15 protein-coding genes and 1 riboswitch are annotated in these 17,048 nt (G+C 67.6%); of the genes, 10 read left to right on the top strand and 5 right to left on the bottom strand.

Annotation, left to right across the window (positions count from 1 at the left end; genetic code table 11):
• Nucleotides 1-60: 60 nt before the first annotated feature.
• Nucleotides 61-1,557, bottom strand: a complete 1,497-nt coding sequence (xseA, locus tag DL899_RS01540) for an exodeoxyribonuclease VII large subunit (protein ID WP_111731997.1) — start codon at nucleotides 1,555-1,557, stop codon at nucleotides 61-63.
• 80 nt (nucleotides 1,558-1,637) lie between these two features.
• On the opposite strand from xseA, the gene purD reads away from it, so the two are divergent.
• Nucleotides 1,638-2,900 carry a phosphoribosylamine--glycine ligase gene (gene purD, locus DL899_RS01545; protein WP_111731998.1) on the top strand — a complete coding sequence of 421 codons (1,263 nt, stop codon included), beginning with the start codon at nucleotides 1,638-1,640 and terminating at the stop codon, nucleotides 2,898-2,900.
• Between the two features lie 83 nt (nucleotides 2,901-2,983).
• On the opposite strand, the gene DL899_RS01550 is transcribed toward purD, so the two are convergent.
• On the bottom strand, nucleotides 2,984-3,307 hold the full coding sequence (locus DL899_RS01550) for a 2Fe-2S iron-sulfur cluster-binding protein (RefSeq protein ID WP_111731999.1): 324 nt from the start codon (nucleotides 3,305-3,307) through the stop codon (nucleotides 2,984-2,986).
• A gap of 256 nt (nucleotides 3,308-3,563) precedes the next feature.
• Between DL899_RS01550 and DL899_RS20155 the strand changes: the two genes are divergently transcribed.
• The gene (locus tag DL899_RS20155; protein ID WP_204355227.1) at nucleotides 3,564-4,418 is read left to right on the top strand and encodes a peptidoglycan-binding protein; all 855 of its coding nucleotides are present in this window, start codon (nucleotides 3,564-3,566) and stop codon (nucleotides 4,416-4,418) included.
• Between the two features lie 99 nt (nucleotides 4,419-4,517).
• The gene (locus DL899_RS01560) at nucleotides 4,518-5,462 is read left to right on the top strand and encodes an Acg family FMN-binding oxidoreductase (RefSeq protein ID WP_111732000.1); all 945 of its coding nucleotides are present in this window, start codon (nucleotides 4,518-4,520) and stop codon (nucleotides 5,460-5,462) included.
• 34 nt (nucleotides 5,463-5,496) lie between these two features.
• Here DL899_RS01560 and DL899_RS01565 read toward each other — a convergent pair whose 3' ends face one another.
• Complete coding sequence (locus tag DL899_RS01565; RefSeq protein WP_111732001.1) at nucleotides 5,497-6,588, bottom strand: Mrp/NBP35 family ATP-binding protein; 1,092 nt, start codon at nucleotides 6,586-6,588, stop codon at nucleotides 5,497-5,499.
• Between the two features lie 250 nt (nucleotides 6,589-6,838).
• Between DL899_RS01565 and DL899_RS01570 the strand changes: the two genes are divergently transcribed.
• Nucleotides 6,839-7,054 carry a DUF1127 domain-containing protein gene (locus tag DL899_RS01570; RefSeq protein ID WP_111732002.1) on the top strand — a complete coding sequence of 72 codons (216 nt, stop codon included), beginning with the start codon at nucleotides 6,839-6,841 and terminating at the stop codon, nucleotides 7,052-7,054.
• Nucleotides 7,055-7,289: 235 nt separating this feature from the next.
• Here DL899_RS01570 and DL899_RS01575 read toward each other — a convergent pair whose 3' ends face one another.
• Nucleotides 7,290-7,565 (bottom strand): hypothetical protein, encoded by a 276-nt coding sequence (locus tag DL899_RS01575; RefSeq protein ID WP_111732003.1) that lies wholly within the window; start codon nucleotides 7,563-7,565, stop codon nucleotides 7,290-7,292.
• Between the two features lie 95 nt (nucleotides 7,566-7,660).
• A riboswitch (cobalamin riboswitch) is annotated at nucleotides 7,661-7,856 on the bottom strand.
• 134 nt (nucleotides 7,857-7,990) lie between these two features.
• On the opposite strand from DL899_RS01575, the gene glpD reads away from it, so the two are divergent.
• The 3 genes from glpD to DL899_RS19800 all read left to right on the top strand — a co-directional run bounded on the left by glpD (nucleotide 7,991) and on the right by DL899_RS19800 (nucleotide 11,609).
• Complete coding sequence (glpD, locus tag DL899_RS01580) at nucleotides 7,991-9,565, top strand: glycerol-3-phosphate dehydrogenase (RefSeq protein ID WP_111732081.1); 1,575 nt, start codon at nucleotides 7,991-7,993, stop codon at nucleotides 9,563-9,565.
• Nucleotides 9,566-9,592: 27 nt separating this feature from the next.
• Nucleotides 9,593-11,080, top strand: a complete 1,488-nt coding sequence (gene glpK / locus DL899_RS01585) for a glycerol kinase GlpK (protein ID WP_111732004.1) — start codon at nucleotides 9,593-9,595, stop codon at nucleotides 11,078-11,080.
• A 202-nt stretch (nucleotides 11,081-11,282) separates the two neighbouring features.
• Nucleotides 11,283-11,609 (top strand): proline racemase family protein, encoded by a 327-nt coding sequence (locus tag DL899_RS19800; protein ID WP_239494562.1) that lies wholly within the window; start codon nucleotides 11,283-11,285, stop codon nucleotides 11,607-11,609.
• 22 nt (nucleotides 11,610-11,631) lie between these two features.
• Here the strand turns inward: DL899_RS19800 and DL899_RS01595 are convergent, their stop codons facing one another.
• On the bottom strand, nucleotides 11,632-12,228 hold the full coding sequence (locus DL899_RS01595; RefSeq protein ID WP_111732006.1) for a riboflavin synthase: 597 nt from the start codon (nucleotides 12,226-12,228) through the stop codon (nucleotides 11,632-11,634).
• 165 nt (nucleotides 12,229-12,393) lie between these two features.
• On the opposite strand from DL899_RS01595, the gene DL899_RS01600 reads away from it, so the two are divergent.
• The 3 genes from DL899_RS01600 (at nucleotide 12,394) to DL899_RS01610 (ending at nucleotide 16,963) form a co-directional block, all read left to right on the top strand.
• Nucleotides 12,394-13,680, top strand: a complete 1,287-nt coding sequence (locus tag DL899_RS01600) for a capsule biosynthesis protein (protein WP_111732007.1) — start codon at nucleotides 12,394-12,396, stop codon at nucleotides 13,678-13,680.
• A gap of 98 nt (nucleotides 13,681-13,778) precedes the next feature.
• Nucleotides 13,779-14,927 carry a polysaccharide biosynthesis/export family protein gene (locus DL899_RS01605; protein WP_239494563.1) on the top strand — a complete coding sequence of 383 codons (1,149 nt, stop codon included), beginning with the start codon at nucleotides 13,779-13,781 and terminating at the stop codon, nucleotides 14,925-14,927.
• On the top strand, nucleotides 14,927-16,963 hold the full coding sequence (locus tag DL899_RS01610; RefSeq protein ID WP_111732008.1) for a capsular polysaccharide biosynthesis protein: 2,037 nt from the start codon (nucleotides 14,927-14,929) through the stop codon (nucleotides 16,961-16,963). Before DL899_RS01605 ends, DL899_RS01610 begins: the two co-directional genes overlap by 1 nt.
• Nucleotides 16,964-17,048: the final 85 nt, after the last annotated feature.

Genomic DNA, 17,048 nt, shown 5'->3' on the forward strand with positions numbered 1-17,048 from the left:
CAGCCGAAATACTGCAAATAGAGTCGATATTGCGTATCAGCGACTAATCACCCACAAACTTCAAAACAACGATCCCTGACCGGGGGTTTCCGGTTTCGCCTTGCCTGATGCGGGCTTGCCCCTGGCCGGCCCCGTGGTCGAAACCGGCAGCCGGCCATCAGCAAACTCGATCTCCAGCGCGGCGGCACTCTGTGCCTCGGCGCGGCTGGTCACCACTGTGTCGGGACCATGCACCACCGCGTAGCCGCGCCTGAGCGTCGCCTTGTAGCTCATCGAGGACATGAGCCGTTCCAACCCGTCGATCCGGTCGCGCCAGCGCGTCGTCTGGCGCTGCCCGGCGTCGGAAAGACGCCGTGCCAATGACTGCGTATCAGCGCGCTTGCGGGCGATATCGCGCTGGATCGCGGCGACGTTCAGCCGGGCGGAAAGGTCGCGCAGGGCGCGGCGATGGCCGGACACTGCGCTGCGCAACAGCGCGGGGCGCAGGATGCCGCTTTGTTCATACAGCCGGACACGGCGCAGCTGCACCGACCGGGTCAGCGCGGCGGGCAACGCATCGGTCAGCGCATCCAGCCGCTGGCGCGGGCCATCGAGCAACGTATCGGGACGCGGCAGCGCGCGGGACAGATCGCGCAGGCGTTGCCGGCGGTCGCCCAGCGACCGGCTGAGCGCATGGCTAAGCCGCGCCCCCTGCCCGTCCAGCCACGCCAGCAGGTCCAGCCGCACCGGCACCGCCAGTTCGGCCGCCGCCGTGGGCGTGGGCGCGCGCTTGTCCGCCGCATAATCGATCAGCGTGGTGTCGGTCTCGTGCCCCACGGCCGAGATCAGCGGGATCTCGGACGCGGCGGCGGCGCGCACGACCACCTCTTCGTTGAACCCCCACAGATCCTCGACCGAACCGCCGCCACGCGCGACGATGATCAGGTCGGGGCGCGGCAACGCGCCATCGGGCGTCAGCCGGTTGAAACCTGCGATGGCGCGCGCGACCTCGGGTGCGCACGCCTCACCCTGCACCGCCACCGGCCAGATCAGCACCTTGCGAGGGAAACGGTCGCGCAGCCGGTGCAGGATGTCGCGGATCACCGCGCCCGAGGGCGAAGTGACAACGCCGATCACCTCTGGCAGGTATGGCAGCGCGCGCTTGCTTTCCTCGGCAAACAGCCCCTCGGCCGCCAGCGCCTTGCGGCGCGCCTCTAGCAGCGCCATCAACGCGCCCGCGCCCGCCGGTTTCAGGCTGTCAATCACGATCTGATAGCGCGACTGCCCGGCAAAGGTGGTCAGTCGGCCGGTTGCGACCACCTCCGTCCCCTCTTCGGGCTGGATGGTCAGCCGCGCGGCGTTGCCTTTCCAGATCACGCCGGCAAGCACCGAACGCTCGTCTTTCAGGTCCAGATAGACATGCCCCGACCGCGGGCGGCTGACGCGCCCCAACTCGCCGCGTACGCGAACAAAGCCGAATTCGCCCTCAATCACGCGCTTGACCGCGCCTGACAGCTCGGAAACGGTGAATTCGGGGGCGTTTTCGCCCGGTAAGGGGTCGTCGATCAGGTCTGACATGGTTTCCCGAGGCTGGCTTGTCTCTGTCGCGGTGCCACCTTAGAACGCGGTGCAACGAAGGCCAAGCGGAAGGGCGGCAGATGAACATCCTCATTCTCGGCGGCGGCGGGCGCGAGCACGCACTGGCCTGGGCGGCGATGCAGAACCCCAAATGCGACAAGCTGATCGTTGCGCCGGGCAATGCCGGCATCGCGGGCATCGCCGAATGCGCCAACCTCGACATCAACGAGGGCGCGGCGGTGGTGAACTTCTGCGACGAAAACGCCATCGACTTCGTCATCATCGGGCCGGAGGCGCCGCTGGCGGCCGGTGTCGCCGACCGGCTGCGCGAGGCGGGCATCCTGGTTTTCGGCCCCTCGGCGGCGGCGGCGCGGCTGGAGGCCTCGAAAGGGTTCACCAAGGAGATATGCGACGCCGCGCAGGTGCCCACGGCGGCCTGGGCGCGTTTCACCGATGCCCAAAGCGCGCGCGCCTACCTGCGGGAAAAGGGTGCGCCGATCGTGGTCAAGGCCGACGGGCTGGCCGCCGGCAAGGGGGTGGTCGTGGCCGAAACCCTGGCCCAGGCAGAGGCGGCGGTGGACGACATGTTCGGCGGCGCCTTTGGTGCGGCCGGCGCCGAGGTGGTGATCGAGGAATTCATGACCGGCGAAGAGGCGTCGTTCTTTGTGCTTTGCGACGGAGAGGCGGCATTGCCCATTGGCACCGCGCAGGACCACAAGCGCGTGGGCGAAGGCGATACCGGCCCCAATACCGGCGGCATGGGCGCCTATTCCCCCGCCCCGGTCATGACGCCCGAGGTGACCGCGCGCGCGCTGGAGGAAATCGTCAAGCCCACGCTGCGTGAAATGGCTCGGCGCGGCACGCCCTATCAGGGGGTGCTTTATCCCGGGCTGATGATCGAGGACGGCGCGCCGCGGCTGGTGGAATACAATGTCCGCTTTGGCGACCCCGAGGCGCAGGTGCTGATGATGCGGCTGGGCGCGCAGGCGTTCGACCTGATGCACGCGGCCGCGGACGGGCGGCTGGAAGAGGCACGGGTGAACTGGGCCGACGATCACGCGATGACGGTGGTGATGGCGGCGCGGGGCTATCCCGGCGCCTATGAAAAGGGCAGCGTCATCAACGGGCTGGACGGGCTGGCGGAAGACGGGTTCCACATGGTCTTTCACGCCGGCACCGCGCGCGAGAGCGGAAAATTCACCGCTGCCGGCGGACGGGTCCTGAACGTCACCGCACGAGGGGCAAGCCTGCAAGAGGCGGCCGATCGCGCCTATGGCATGATCGAGCGGATTGACTGGCCCGAGGGCTTTTACCGGCGCGATATCGGCTGGCGTGCGCTTTGATCGCTGGGCGCGGCGGAACCTGATGGCGCCGGGCGAGAGAATGTGAAAAATGGCAAATGCTGCGGCGAAACCCCGCCCCCGGTTCAGATTTGCCGTTCGGGCATCTGCACCACAAGGCCGTCCAGCTCGTCCGTGACCTTGATCTGGCAGGTCAGGCGTGACCGCTCAGGGTCGGGTTCATAGGCGAAATCCAGCATGTCCAGTTCCATGTCCTGCGCCGGCGACAACTTGGCAACCCACTCCTTGGCGACATAGACGTGGCAGGTGGAACAGGCGCAGGCGCCGCCGCAATCCGCCTCGATGCCGGGGATATTGTTGTCGCGCGCGCCTTCCATCACGGTCAGGCCGTTGGCGACCTCGACCACGTGTTCGGTCCCGTTATGCTCGATATAGGTGATTTTCGCCATGTCTTGCCGCTCCCCTCGCGTCTGGTGTCCCTTTTCCCGGTAGTCGTCCTAGCCAAGTGACCGGGGCGAGACCAGTCCCTTTTCCGTGAGCGGGCGTGCACGGTGCAAAATTTTGCGGATGCTGCGGCTTTGTCCGCGTGACAGCGTTGCCGTAATGCGCTGACAACAGGCCTGTTGCCATTGCCCGCTTCCCCGAAGCGGCGAAAACGGATAGACTGCGCCAAAACCAAGGCCATCGAGCCACGAGGCACCGAGCATGACGCCCCGACCCCCACTTGCCGCCCTCATGGCGGCGCTCGCGCTTGGCGGCTGTCAGGCCGCGCTGCCGCAGATGGCAGAACCGGTGCATGTCAGCACCCGCGACGAGGCCCCGCCGGGCGCCGCGCCGGGCACCTGCTGGGGGCAGGACGAGACCCCCGCCGTGGTCGAGACAGTGACCGAACAGATCATCCTGCAACCGCCCGAGATATTGGCCGACGGCACTGTCCAGCGGCCCGCCGTCTACAAGACCGAGACCCGCCAGCAGATCGTCAAGCCGCGCAAGACAACCTGGTTCGAGACCCCCTGCGAGCACGAGTTGACGCCGGAATTCATCGCCTCGCTGCAGCGGGCGCTGGCGGCGCGCGGGCGCTATCGCGGGGCGGTGACAGGGCGGATGGATGCACGCACCCGCACAGCCATCCGGGGCTTTCAGCGGCCGCAGGGGCTGGATTCCGGCATGATCTCGCTGGCTGCGGCGCGGCAGATGGGGTTGATCGCGCTCGACCGTCCCGATTCTGGCGCTGACATTGACGCCGCACCGGCCGCGCAGGTGGCGGTGCTCTCCGGCCCGGCCAAAGCGGCGGAGCAGCCCTCGGAGGACCAGCCCGACACCCGGCGCGCGGCAGAGGCGGAGGCAGAGGCAGAGGCCATCGCCCGCGCAGAAGCAGCAAGAGCGGAAGCAGAGGCAAGTGCCCGGGCCCAGGCAAAGGCCGAGGCAGATGCCAGGGCGCAGGCGGAAGCCGCCGAAAAGGCCGCCCGCAAGGCCGAGTTGCGCGCCGCGCTCGAGGCTGAGCGCGCAGCGCGCGCCGCAAAGGCCAAGCCATTGCCGGTGTCGTCCGAGACTTACTGACCCGCCATCGCCAACGGCAGCCATTCCAAAACGACACAAGACGCGGGGGCGCGATTTGTGTCATCATGCCCTCCAGGACCCCGGACAAGAGGCCGCGCCATGCCCGACATCCCGACGATGGAACACATCCTTGCCTATGCCCTTCGCGCACCGTCGAGCAACAACACCCAGCCCTGGCTGTTTCGCCCGGGCGAGGACAGCATTGACCTGCTGGCCGACCGCACCCGCGCCCTGCCCGCCAATGACCCCGACGACCGCGAACTGACGATCAGCTGCGGCTGCGCGCTGATGAACCTGCGTGTGGGCACCGCCGCCCGGCACCTGGGCGGCCAGGTGACACTGCTGCCCGACCTCGACGAAGAGGACCTGCTGGCGCACCTGCAGATCGGCGGGCCGGCGGATGCTGACCTGGCCGCATTGGCCCCGGCCATAGAATTGCGCCAGACCTTTCGCGCCGGTTTCCAAAAGCGCCCCGTGTCGCATGATCATGTCGCCGAGCTGCTGGATGCCGCCACGACCGAGGGCGCATGGTTCGTCCCCCTGCACGACGAGGCCGCGCGCGAAAAAGCCGCCGAACTGGTGGCCGAGGGCGACGCCGCACTGTGGCAGGACAGCAGCTGGCGGCGGGAACTGGCGCAGTGGATGCATCCGCGCCGCAAGGGCGACGGGTTGACCCTGCCGTGGCTGACGCTGCCGGCGGCGCGGCTGGTGGTGCGCAGCTTCGACATGGGCGGGGGCGTCGCCGCCCATGACGCCCACCTGACCGAAGGCTCACCTCTGCTGGCGGTGCTGGGCACACGCGGCGATGGCCCGCGCGACTGGCTGATCGCCGGGCAGGCGCTGCAACGGTTGTTGCTCGTCGGGGTCGGACTGGGGTTGCAGGCGTCCTATCTGAACCAGCCGCTGCAGGTGGCGCGCCTGCGCCCGCAGCTGGCAGAGCAGAGCGGCCAGGACGGCGCACCGCAGATCCTGCTGCGGATGGGCTATACCGATGACCGGCTGGTGCCCTCGCCGCGCCGGCGGCTGGAAGACATGGTCATATAGCGCCAGGCATCAACCGGGCGCGCGCCTGCGTGCATCAGGCCACGCCACCCTTGACCAGCCGGTCGGCAAGCTGCAGATAAATCTCGGCCATCGGGCCGTCACCCGCCGCCACGGGGGTGCCGGCATCGCCTGCAACCCGTGTATCCAGGTCGATCGGCAGTTCCGTCAGCAGCGGCACGCCCAGTTTTTCGGCCTCGGCCCGCACGCCGCCATGGCCAAAGATATGCGCCTCGTGGCCGCAGTTTTCACAGCGATAGACGGACATGTTTTCAATCAGCCCCAGCACCGGGGTTTCGAGCGTCTTGAACATGCTGATCGCCTTGCGCGCATCCAGCAGCGCCACGTCCTGCGGGGTCGAAACCACCAGCGCCCCGGTGGGCTGCGCCCGCTGGCAAAGGGTCAGCTGCACGTCACCGGTGCCCGGCGGCAGATCGACGATCAGCACGTCCAGCTCGCCCCAGTTGACCTGTGAAATCAGCTGTTGCAGCGCCCCCATCAACATCGGCCCGCGCCAGATTACCGCCTGATCGGGGTCCAGCATCAGCCCGATCGACATGAAGGTGACGCCGTGAGCAACCAGCGGCTCGATGATCTTGCCATCGGGGCTGGCGGGGCGGCGTTGCAGCCCCATCATCCGCGGCTGGCTGGGGCCATAGATGTCGGCATCCAGCAGCCCCACGCGCCGCCCGCGCCGCGCCAGCGCGACGGCGAGGTTCGAGGAGACGGTGGATTTGCCCACCCCGCCCTTACCCGAGGCGATGGCGAGGATCGAATGCACGCTGGCGGGGCGGATCGATTCCTGACCGCCCTTGGCGTGCCCCCCGATCTTGAGCGACGGCGCACCGCCGGGGCCGCCGCCGGGCGCCCCCTTTGCCGCAGGCCCGTGGGCCGTCAGCGCCACCGACACCCCGGTCACCCCCGGCAGGGCGCGCACCGCCTGTTCGGCCCGGGCGCGCAACGGCTCCATCATGCGGGCCACCTCGGGGCTGGGGGCCTCGATGACAAAGCGCACCATCCCGCCCTCGATGCTGAGCGCACGCACCATGTCGCGCGAGATCAGGTTGCCGCCGTCGGGAAGTTCCTGTCGTGCCAGTTCCGCCTCGATCGCCGCGCGTATGTCCGCCATGCTGATGCTCCTGCAATTGCTGTCGGCATAAGTGGCAGTTTTTCCAGCCGCCGCAAGGGCGCAGCGGTTCACCGGGACATCGGGTCGCGCGGTTACGCCGGATCAATGGGTCAGCAAGGCTTATGCATATGCTGCATAGCGGCATTGTCGAACGATCTATTGTGCACCCGCAGCATTTACTTATGTTTGTCTCAACAAATGCAGACGCGGTCCAATAACTGGACTGCACAGCACGAACGGAGCCAAAGCCATGGTCTTCAACACAGAATCCCGCACCGCCTCTTCCGGTCTCGCACTGGAATTCAGCGCAGCCGTGCATCACCTCATGCAGCGTCTGCATGACTACAAGACCTACCGCAAAACCGTGCGCGAGCTTTCCAAGCTCGACGACCGCACGCTGGCGGAACTCTGCATTCACCGCTCGGGCATCACTGCCGAAGCGCGCAAGGCCGTGTACGACGTGTAACAGATATTTGGGCGCTCCCGTCTCCTCCTCCCTCGGGGACGCCCAGATCCGGCAGCGGCATCTCTCCTCCTCCCTGGTGCTTCTGCCACTGCTTCAAGACCCACAGGTCCTGAAGAATTCGTAAGGTCCCTTCCTCCTCCCTGGGGCCGAGCGTATAGGAACGGCGGCGCCTACCTCCTCCCAGGCGCCGCCGTTTTCTTTTCCCAGATCAATAATTTAGCAGGCCTGCGCAGACTCAGTTCAGCGCCCGGCGTCGCCTCTGACGAACAGGTGCGGGCGGCAATGGCCATGTGGCCTGCCGCAAGAACCCCACAAAGGCACGGGCGGCGGCGCTTTCAGCCGCCCTGGCTGCATCGCTATGCAGCGCGACGCGTGCGTGTTCCGGCACCGCAGAGTCACCTTCCAGCGCAAACATCCATTCCAGAAAACCCAACCGGGCCATGCCCTCGGCCTCGTCGCCGGTTGCGGGGCTGCGTTCCAGCCCCTGAAGTATCCGCAAGGCGGCCGCCATCGTCTCTCTCTACTCTCCGGCCGCACCCCGGGCCGGGTTGGGGCAGGGGTCGGACAGGCGGCGGGGCATGCCTCGCGCCCGCACCACCCTCCGCGGCTTGACGTCATTCAGAGGCTGGTTTCCGGGCTTGCGGGGTTGGCAGGGGCGCCTTCCCGGGCCGGTTTGCGGCCCAGTGGCATATTGCCCCTGCCCCCGGTCTTACCGTTGCGGGGGCAGCGCCGGAGTTGCACCGGCTTCCCAATTCTCCACCGTCCCGAACGGGGCGGCGGCACCTCTGGACAGAAGTCTTGCACGGGTTTCGCCGACCGCGCAAGACCGGATCGGCGTGCGCGCAGCGACCATTTCCTTTGCCCGGTCGTGCGCCTATCCTTCGATCCGATTCAGGGCGACAAACGGGACGGTCGCAAGGCATGGGCGCAAGTGGCATGGGACAGGACCGTACGACCGATCTGTTCATCATCGGCGGCGGCATCAACGGCTGCGGCATTGCGCGCGACGCCGCCGGGCGCGGGCTGTCGGTCTGCCTGGCCGAAAAGGGCGACCTGGGCGGGGCGACCTCTTCGGCCTCGACCAAGCTTTTCCACGGCGGGCTGCGGTACCTGGAATATTTCGAATTCCGCCTGGTGCGAGAGGCACTTGCCGAACGCGAACGTCTGCTGCGGGCGATGCCCCATATCAGCCGGCCGATGCGATTCGTGCTGCCGCTATGCCCCGAGATGCGTTTCGACACCGAAACTCCGGCCGCGCGTCTGCTGAGGCTGACGATGCCCTGGCTGCGCGGGCGTCGCCCGGCCTGGATGATCCGGGCGGGGCTGTGGCTCTATGATCACATGGGTGGGCGCAACATCCTGCCCGGCACACAGTCGCTGGCACTGGCCGGCACCCCCGAGGGCGCGCCGCTGCAGGATCGGTTTGCCCGTGCGTTCGAGTATTCCGATTGCTGGGTCGACGATTCGCGGTTGGTGGCGCTGAATGCGCGCGACGCCGCCCAGCGCGGGGCCGAGGTGCTGACCCGCCACCGCGTCACCGACGCCCGGCGCGAAGGCGGGGTATGGCAGGTCACGCTGGAGGATAGCGAAACCGGCACCATCCATCGGCGCAGTGCAAGGGCGCTGGTCAACGCCGCCGGCCCCTGGGCGGGCGAGGTGGCGGGGCTGGCCGGGGACCATGCAAGAAAGGCGCGGCTGCGGCTGGTGCGCGGCAGCCATATCGTGACCCGCCGGCTTTTCGATCACGACAAGTGCTATTTCCTGCAAGGCCGCGACGGCCGTATCGTCTTTGCCATCCCCTATGAGGACGATTTCACGCTGATCGGCACCACTGACGCTGACCACCCCGACCCCGCCACGCCGCCGGTCTGCACCGGCGCCGAGGCCGAATACCTGTGTGCCTTCGTCTCGGACTATTTCCGCCAACCGGTAGGCTTGAAAGACATCGTCTGGCGCTATTCCGGCGTGCGCCCGCTTTATGACGAAGGCGCGGTTTCGGCCACGGCGGCAACGCGGGACTATGTGCTGCGGCTTGAAACCGGCGGGCAGGACGGCGGCGCGCCGCTGCTCAATGTGTTCGGCGGCAAGATCACCACCTATCGCAGGCTGGCCGAAAGCGCGCTGGAACAGCTCTCGCCGCATATCGGGAAACGGGCCACACCCTGGACCGCCGGTGCCCCGCTGCCGGGGGGCGATTTCGCGGTCGACGGGGTCGGGGCGCTGATCGACGGATTGAGCACGGATTTCGCCTTTCTCGATGCACGCACGGCGCGGCGTTTGGTGCGCGCCTATGGCAGCGATGCGCGCGAGATCCTTGCCGGGGCGCGCAGCATCGCCGACCTGGGCCACCATTTCGGCGCTGGGCTGTTTGAGCGCGAGGTGCGCTGGCTGATGGACCGGGAATTCGCCCGCACCGCCCGCGACGTGGTCTGGCGACGCAGCAAGCTGGGCCTGCGGATGGGCGCCGAAGAAATCGCAGCGCTGGAACGCTGGATGCGCATGAACACCTGACGCGCGAACACCAAAGGGGGAGGAGACATGAGCCATATCCTGGCCATCGACCAGGGCACCACGTCCAGCCGGGCGTTGGTCTTTGCCCCCGACATGCGTGTGTGCGGCCTCGGCCAGCAGGAGATCACCCAGCATTTCCCCGCCCCCGGCCATGTCGAACACGACCCGGCCGAGATCTGGGAAACCACGCGCGCCACCGCCCGTGCAGCACTTGATCAGGCCGGGGTTGGCGCGGACCGTATCGCCGGCATCGGCATCACCAACCAGCGCGAAACCACCGTGGTGTGGGAGCGCGCCACCGGCCGCCCCATCCACCGCGCCATTGTGTGGCAGGACCGGCGCACCGCCCCGGCCTGCGACGCCCTGCGCGAGGCCGGTTGCGAGGCCGCGATGACAGCGGCCACGGGGCTGTTGCTGGACCCGTATTTTTCCGCCACCAAGATCGCCTGGATGCTTGATAACGTGCCCGGGGCGCGGGCGCGGGCAGAGGCGGGCGAGCTGCTGTTCGGCACCATTGATTGTTACCTGATCTGGCAACTGACCGGCGGGCGCGTGCACGCCACTGACGCCACCAATGCCTCTCGCACCGCGCTTTACGATATCCGCAAGGGCTGCTGGAGCGCGGATATGTGCGCCATGTTCGGCGTGCCGATGGCGATGCTTCCCGATGTGCGCGACTGCGCGGCCGAGTTCGGCACCACCGATCCGGCGCTGTTTGGCTGTGCAATCCCCATTCGGGGCGTGGCGGGCGACCAGCAGGCGGCGGCGATGGGGCAGGCCTGTTTTTCCCCCGGCATGGTCAAGGCCACATACGGCACCGGATGTTTCGCCCTGCTCAACACGGGCGCGACACCCGTGCGGTCGGAAAACCGGCTGCTGACCACTGTCGCATCACGGCTCGACGGGCGCATGATCTATGCGCTGGAAGGGTCGATCTTTGTCGCCGGGGCGGTGGTGCAATGGCTGCGCGACGAGCTGGGGATCATCACCGAGGCCAAGCAGGTTCAGCCGCTGGCCGAGACCGCCGACCCCGACCAGCAGGTGATCATGGTGCCCGCCTTCACCGGGCTGGGCGCGCCCCACTGGCAGCCGGATTGTCGCGGCGCGATTTTCGGGCTGGCACGCAATTCGGGCCCCGCCGAACTGGCGCGCGCGGCGCTGGAAAGCGTGGGGTTCCAGACCCGCGACCTGCTGGATGCGATGGCCGCCGACTGGCCCGACGGCGGGCGTGGCGCGGTGCTGCGCGTGGATGGCGGGATGAGCGCCTCGGACATGGCGATGCAGTTTTTGGCCGACATCACCGGCGCCCCCGTCGACCGTCCGGCGGGGTTGGAAACCACGGCGCTGGGGGCGGCGTGGCTGGCCGGACGGCAGGCCGGCATCTGGCCGGACGAGGCCGGATTTGCGGAACAGTGGCAACTGGAACGCCGGTTCCAACCCGGCCGTGATGCGGGCTGGCGGCAGCACCGGCACGCGCGCTGGCAACGTGCGGTGGCGGCGGCGATGACAGTCTGAGCTGTCCCCACCATCGGGCGAGCAGGCACACGCCCGGCGCATACGCGGGCCAGGTGGGGCCAGCACAACGGCAGGCATTGCATGGACTGGTTCCATCGGCCCCCCCAAAGGCATAAACCTGTCCGCAACACCGGGGGAAACCATCACCCATCTGTGGGGCGCGCCCACGGCCGCGGGAACGGACGATCGCGGCGCGGTCACGGTGTCATCCGGAGGCTATGACCCGGCCCGCCCCGACGCCGTGCCTGGCGCGCTGGATCGCTCGCCCTGCGGCACCGGGATCAGCGCGCGCATGGCGGTGATGCACGCCCGAGGGCAGTTGCAGCCGGGCGAGGATTATGTGCATGCCGGTCCGCTCGGCACCACCTTTACCAGACGGATCGAAGAGCTGACACGGGTCGGATCGCACGACGCCATCGTGCCGTCGATCTCGGGACAGGGGTGGAAATACGGGCTGTTGAGCTGGCTTCTGGACCCCACGGACCCATTTCCGCAAGGCTATACCGTCGGGGATATCTGGGCGGGCTGAACGCGGGGCGCGCGCGCGCCTGTCAGCCGATCGCCGCCATCTCGTTCAGCCGCGCGACGTACCGCGCCAGCGTGTCGATCTCGAGGTTCACCAGGTCGCCCACCACCACCGATCCCCAGTTGGTGACCTCCTTGCTGTGCGGAATGAGGTTGATACCAAAGGTGCTGTCGGAAACCTCATTCACGGTCAGTGAGGTGCCGTTCAGCGCGACCGACCCCTTGGGCGCGATAAAGCGGGCCAGGTCGGCGGGCGCGCGCAGGGTGACGCGGGTGCTGTCGCCCTCGTCCTGCATCCCGATCACCTCGGCCACGCCATCGACATGACCCGAAACGATATGACCGCCCAGCTCATCCCCGACCCTGAGCGCGCGTTCAAGGTTGATGCGCGCGCCCTCGGCCCAGCGGCCAAGGTTCGTCTTTGACAGGGTTTCGGCCGAGGCATCGACCGCGAACCAGTCATCCCCCTTTTCCACCACGGTCAAACAGACACCGTTACAGGCGATCGAGGCGCCGATGTCGACGGTTTTCATGTCATACCGCGTGCCGATCCGCGCACGCATGTCGCCGCGCCGCTCGACCTTGCGCATCTGTCCGATGTCGGTGACTATTCCGGTGAACATCCGCCTTCTCCTGCCTTGTCGTGCGCCTTGCGGCCGTATCCGGCCCCGCCTTGGCACTACTCGTTGCGGGGCCTGCGGGCAAGACCAGGGGCGTTACGGGTCTTAATTTCGTCCAACTTTCGGGGTATGAAGCTGGGCAAGGTACACAACAGGTGCATTCTGTAAATGGTTACGGGCGACGGGCGGGTATTTCTGTTTCTGCAAGGGCCTCACGGGCCCTTTTTCTATCGCCTGGGGCGGCTGATCCGCCGCACCGGGGCACAGGCCTGGCGGGTGGGCTTCAACGCCGGTGACCGCGCATTCTGGCCCGATGGCAAAACCTATATCCCCTTTCGCGACCCGCATCAGGACTGGCCCGACCGCTGTGCCGCGCTGATCGAGGAAAAGGGCGTGACGGATCTGGTGCTTTACGGCGACACGCGTCCCATCCATGCCGAGGCCATTACCATCGCCCGCGCCCGCGGCCTGACGATCCATGTCTTTGAAGAAGGCTACATGCGCCCCTACTGGGTGACGTATGAGCGCGGCGGATCGAACGGCAACTCGAAGCTGATGCAGATGAGCGTTGAAAACATGCGCAAGGCGCTCAGCCACGCCGACACCGACACGGCCCTGCCGCCCGCCAGCTGGGGCGACACCCGCCAGCACATCTTTTACGGCGCGCTCTACCATGGCTGCGTGATGCTGCTGAATTTCGGCTACCGCACGTTTCGCCCCCATCGCGCGCTCAGCGTCAGGCAGGAATTTTACCTATACCTCAAGCGCTTGCTGCTGATGCCAGTGCAGGCGATAGAGCGGCGCATCGCAACGCTGCGGGTGCGCCACGGCGGATTTCCCTATCACCTGGCGCTGTTGCAACTGGAACATGACGCGTCGTTCCAGGCGCATTCGCCGTTTTCCACCATGACCGAGTTTTTGCAGGCGGTGATCGAGGGCTTTGCCCAGGGGGCGCCACGGCATCACCACCTGGTGGTCAAGGCCCACCCGCTGGAGGACGGCCGCGCACCGATCCGGCGCGAGTTGCGGCGCCTGGCGCAGGAACACGGCATCTCCGACAGGGTGCATTTCGTGCGCGGCGGCAAGCTGGCGCAGCTGCTGGATGAAACGGTCAGCGCCGTTACCATCAACTCCACCGCCGGTCAGCAGGTGTTGTGGCGGGGCATCCCGCTAAAGACCTTCGGCGCGGCAGTCTATGCCAAACCGGAATTTGTCTCGGGCAAGTCACTGCGCGCCTTCTTTGCCCAGCCGGAACGCCCGGACCGGCGCGCCTATGCCGATTTCCGCCGTTATCTGCTGGAAACCAGCCAGGTTGCGGGGGGGTTCTATTCCTCCTCGGGACGGCGGCAATTGCTGCGGCAGGCGGTCGATATGATGCTGAATCCCGATGACCCTTACGACGCGCTGGAAAGCGGCACCGCGGCACCGCGGCAACAGTTGCGCATCGTGACGTGACCAAACAAACGTCGGACGCTGGATTTTTGGTACGGATTCCGTTAGCTTGCATGAAAAACGCCGAGGCAGAACAATAATCAGGTCGAGGAGACCGAGCAGTGAAACCCCGAACCTTTGGCAGGGCGCGCGTTGTCGCCCTTTTTCTGATTGCCGCACTTGTGGCCTCCTGTGGCACGCTTCCGCGGGTCGGGCCCAACAAGCGCGAGATTTATGCAGGGTCGGTCCAGCAGCAGGGCGACGCCTTTGTCGTTGCTGCCAACGACCGGGTGACGCGGGCCACCGCGGTACAGCCGGCGCTGGGGTTCACCGAGGACTTCAAGAATGCCGGCATTCTGCAGTCGGACATCATCCGCCCGGGCGATACGCTGGGCCTGACGATCTGGGAAAATGTCGATGACGGCCTGCTGGCAGGGGAGGCGACCAACCAGACCATCCTGGAAGAGGTGCAGGTCGACGGGGCCGGGTTCATCTTTGTGCCCTATGCCGGGCGCATCCGCGCCGCCGGCAACACACCCGAGGCCATCCGCCGCATCATCACCGGCAAGCTGGAAGAACAGACACCCGACCCGCAGGTCGAGGTGCGCCGCCTGGCCGGCGATGGCTCTACCGTCTCGCTGGTGGGCTCGGTGGGCGCGCAAGGCGTCTATCCGATCGAACGTCCGTCGCGGACCCTGTCGGGCATGCTGGCCTCTGCCGGGGGCGTGACGATCGACCCCGAGATCGCCCAGATCACCGTGATACGCGGCGATCAGCGGTCCAAGGTGTGGTTCCAGGACCTGTACAAATATCCCGAATTCGACATCGCTCTGCGCGGCGGCGACCGGATCCTGGTCGAAGAGGACACACGCGCCTTTACCGCGCTGGGGGCCACCGGCGCGCAGGCCCGCCTGCCCTTTGCCAGCCCCACGATCAGCGCAGTCGAGGCCATCGCCCAGGTCGGCGGGCTGCAGACCGCCAGCGCCGATCCGACGGGTGTCTTCATCCTGCGCAACGAACCGGCCGAAATCGCAAACCAGGTGCTGGGCCGCGACGACCTGGTCGGCGCGCAGCGCATGGTCTACGTGCTGGACCTGACCCAGCCGAACGGCATGTTCGTGGCCCGCGATTTCGCGGTGCGCGACGACGATACGCTTTATGTCACCGAGGCGCCGTTCGCCCAGTGGTCCAAGGTGATATCGGCCCTGACCGGTACGCTCGGAACGGTCGGCTCGCTCGCGACGGCGGCGGACACGCTGAGCGGATCGTAATGGTCCCACCCCACGACGAAAACCCCGCCGGCCGCCCGCGCGACCGGCGGGTTTTCTTTTTCAACGCCGGTTTCCTGCGCGCCCGCCGGGTGCGGCGCATCATGGCGCTGGCGGGGTATGGGCTGCGCCTTGGCTGGCCTTCGGCGAACGACCTCGTGGCGGTCTGGGGGCGTTCGCCCTATGCCCGCCGGGGCGAGGCGGTTGCCGCCCGCACCGGCGCCGGGCTGATACGGGTTGAAGACGCTTTCCTGCGTTCGCTCTTTCCGGGCCGCGCCAACGGCGCGCCGCCGCTGGGCCTGCTGATCGACAGCCGAGGGGTGCATTTCGACCCCGCCGCCCCGTCCGATCTGGAAACCCTGCTGGCGACGCGCCCCCTGGATGACACCGTGCTGTTGGACCGCGCCCGCGGCGCCATCGCGCGCCTGCAAGAGGCGCATCTGAGCAAATACACCGCCTTTGACCCCGGCCACCCCTGCCCCGCGCCGGGCTATGTGCTGTTGGTCGATCAGACCCGCGGCGATGCAAGCGTCACCTGCAGTGGCGCCGACGCGGCCACGTTCCGCGACATGCTGGTGCATGCGCAGATGGAAAACCCCGGCGCGCCGGTACTGATCAAGACCCACCCCGAAACCGCGCAGGGGCACCGGGCGGGTCATTTCTCGGCCGCCGACGAAAGCGACCGGGTGCGCCTGTTTTCCGATCCGGTCAGCCCCTGGACGCTGCTGGATGGCGCCATCGCTGTCTATACCGTCAGCTCGCAACTGGGGTTCGAGGCGATCTTTGCCGGACACCGGCCGCAGGTCTTTGGCCGGCCGTTCTATGCCGGCTGGGGCCTGACTGACGACCGCCACCCGGACCCGATGCCGCGCCGCGGGCGGCGGCTGTCCAAGGCGCAGCTATTCGCGGCGGCGATGATCCTCTACCCAAAATGGTACGACCCCTTCCGCGACCGGCTGTGCCCGATCGAGGATGCGATTTCGGCGCTGGAGACCGAGACCCGCGCCTGGCGCGAGGATCACCTGGGCTGGACAGCCTGGGGCATGCGGATGTGGAAACGCGCGCCGCTGCAGGGGTTTTTCGGGCGTCATGCCCGGCTGCGCTTTGCCCGCGCCGGACAGCCTGCGCGTGAACGCGACGGGACGCGCACGATGGTTTGGGCCGGGCGCGCCGACGAGGCCCCGCAGGGCGCGGTTCGGGTCGAGGACGGCTTCCTGCGTTCGCGCGGATTGGGGGCGGAACTGGTGCCACCGCTGTCGCTGGTCTGTGACGATCTCGGCATCTACTACGACCCCGGACATGAAAGCCGACTGGAACGCTGGATCGCCGCGCGCACGCAGCTGCGCCCCGACCAACAGGCGCGAGCCGAGGCGCTGATCCGCGCGATCCGGCAAGCTGGGCTGAGCAAATACAACCTTGGCAACCCGCCCCCCGACCTGCCCGCCGGGCACCGCATCCTGGTGCCAGGCCAGGTCGAGGATGACGCCTCGATCCGGCTGGGCGCGGGGGACATCAACACCAACCTTGCGCTGCTGGAACGGGTGCGCACTGAGAACCCCGACGCGGTGATCCTTTACAAGCCGCACCCAGATGTCGAGGCCGGTCTGCGCCCCGGCCAGGTGCCCGCCGCCGATCTGGAAAGGCTGGCCGACCTGGTGCTGACCGGCACCGACCCGGCCGCTCTGCTGGAACAGGTGAACGCGGTGTGGACGATGACGTCGCTGATGGGGTTCGAGGCGCTCTTGCGTGGCATTCCGGTCACGACCACCGGCGCGCCTTTCTATGCCGGCTGGGGGCTGACGCAGGACATGGGCCGGGTGCCGGCGCGGCGGGTGGCGCGGCCGACGCTGGCGGGGCTCGTCCACGCGGTACTGATCGACTATCCGCGCTACCGCGATCCGGTGACCGGCCTACCCTGCCCGCCAGAGGTGGTGGCCGAACGTCTGGCCACGGGCGCCCTGCCCCGCCCTGGCCCCGGCAACCGGGCGCTGGCCCGCCTGCAGGGGGTGTTCGCCTCTTACGCGTGGGTCTGGCGATAGGCTGCAAGGTGCGCAGGGCCGCGCCAATCCGGCGCAGGCCACTTGCCCTTGTCCCGCTTCCCGCATAAACCGCGCCGAAAGCCAA

The sequence above is a fragment of the Roseovarius amoyensis genome (assembly GCF_003260265.1).
Lineage (GTDB): Bacteria > Pseudomonadota > Alphaproteobacteria > Rhodobacterales > Rhodobacteraceae > Roseovarius > Roseovarius amoyensis.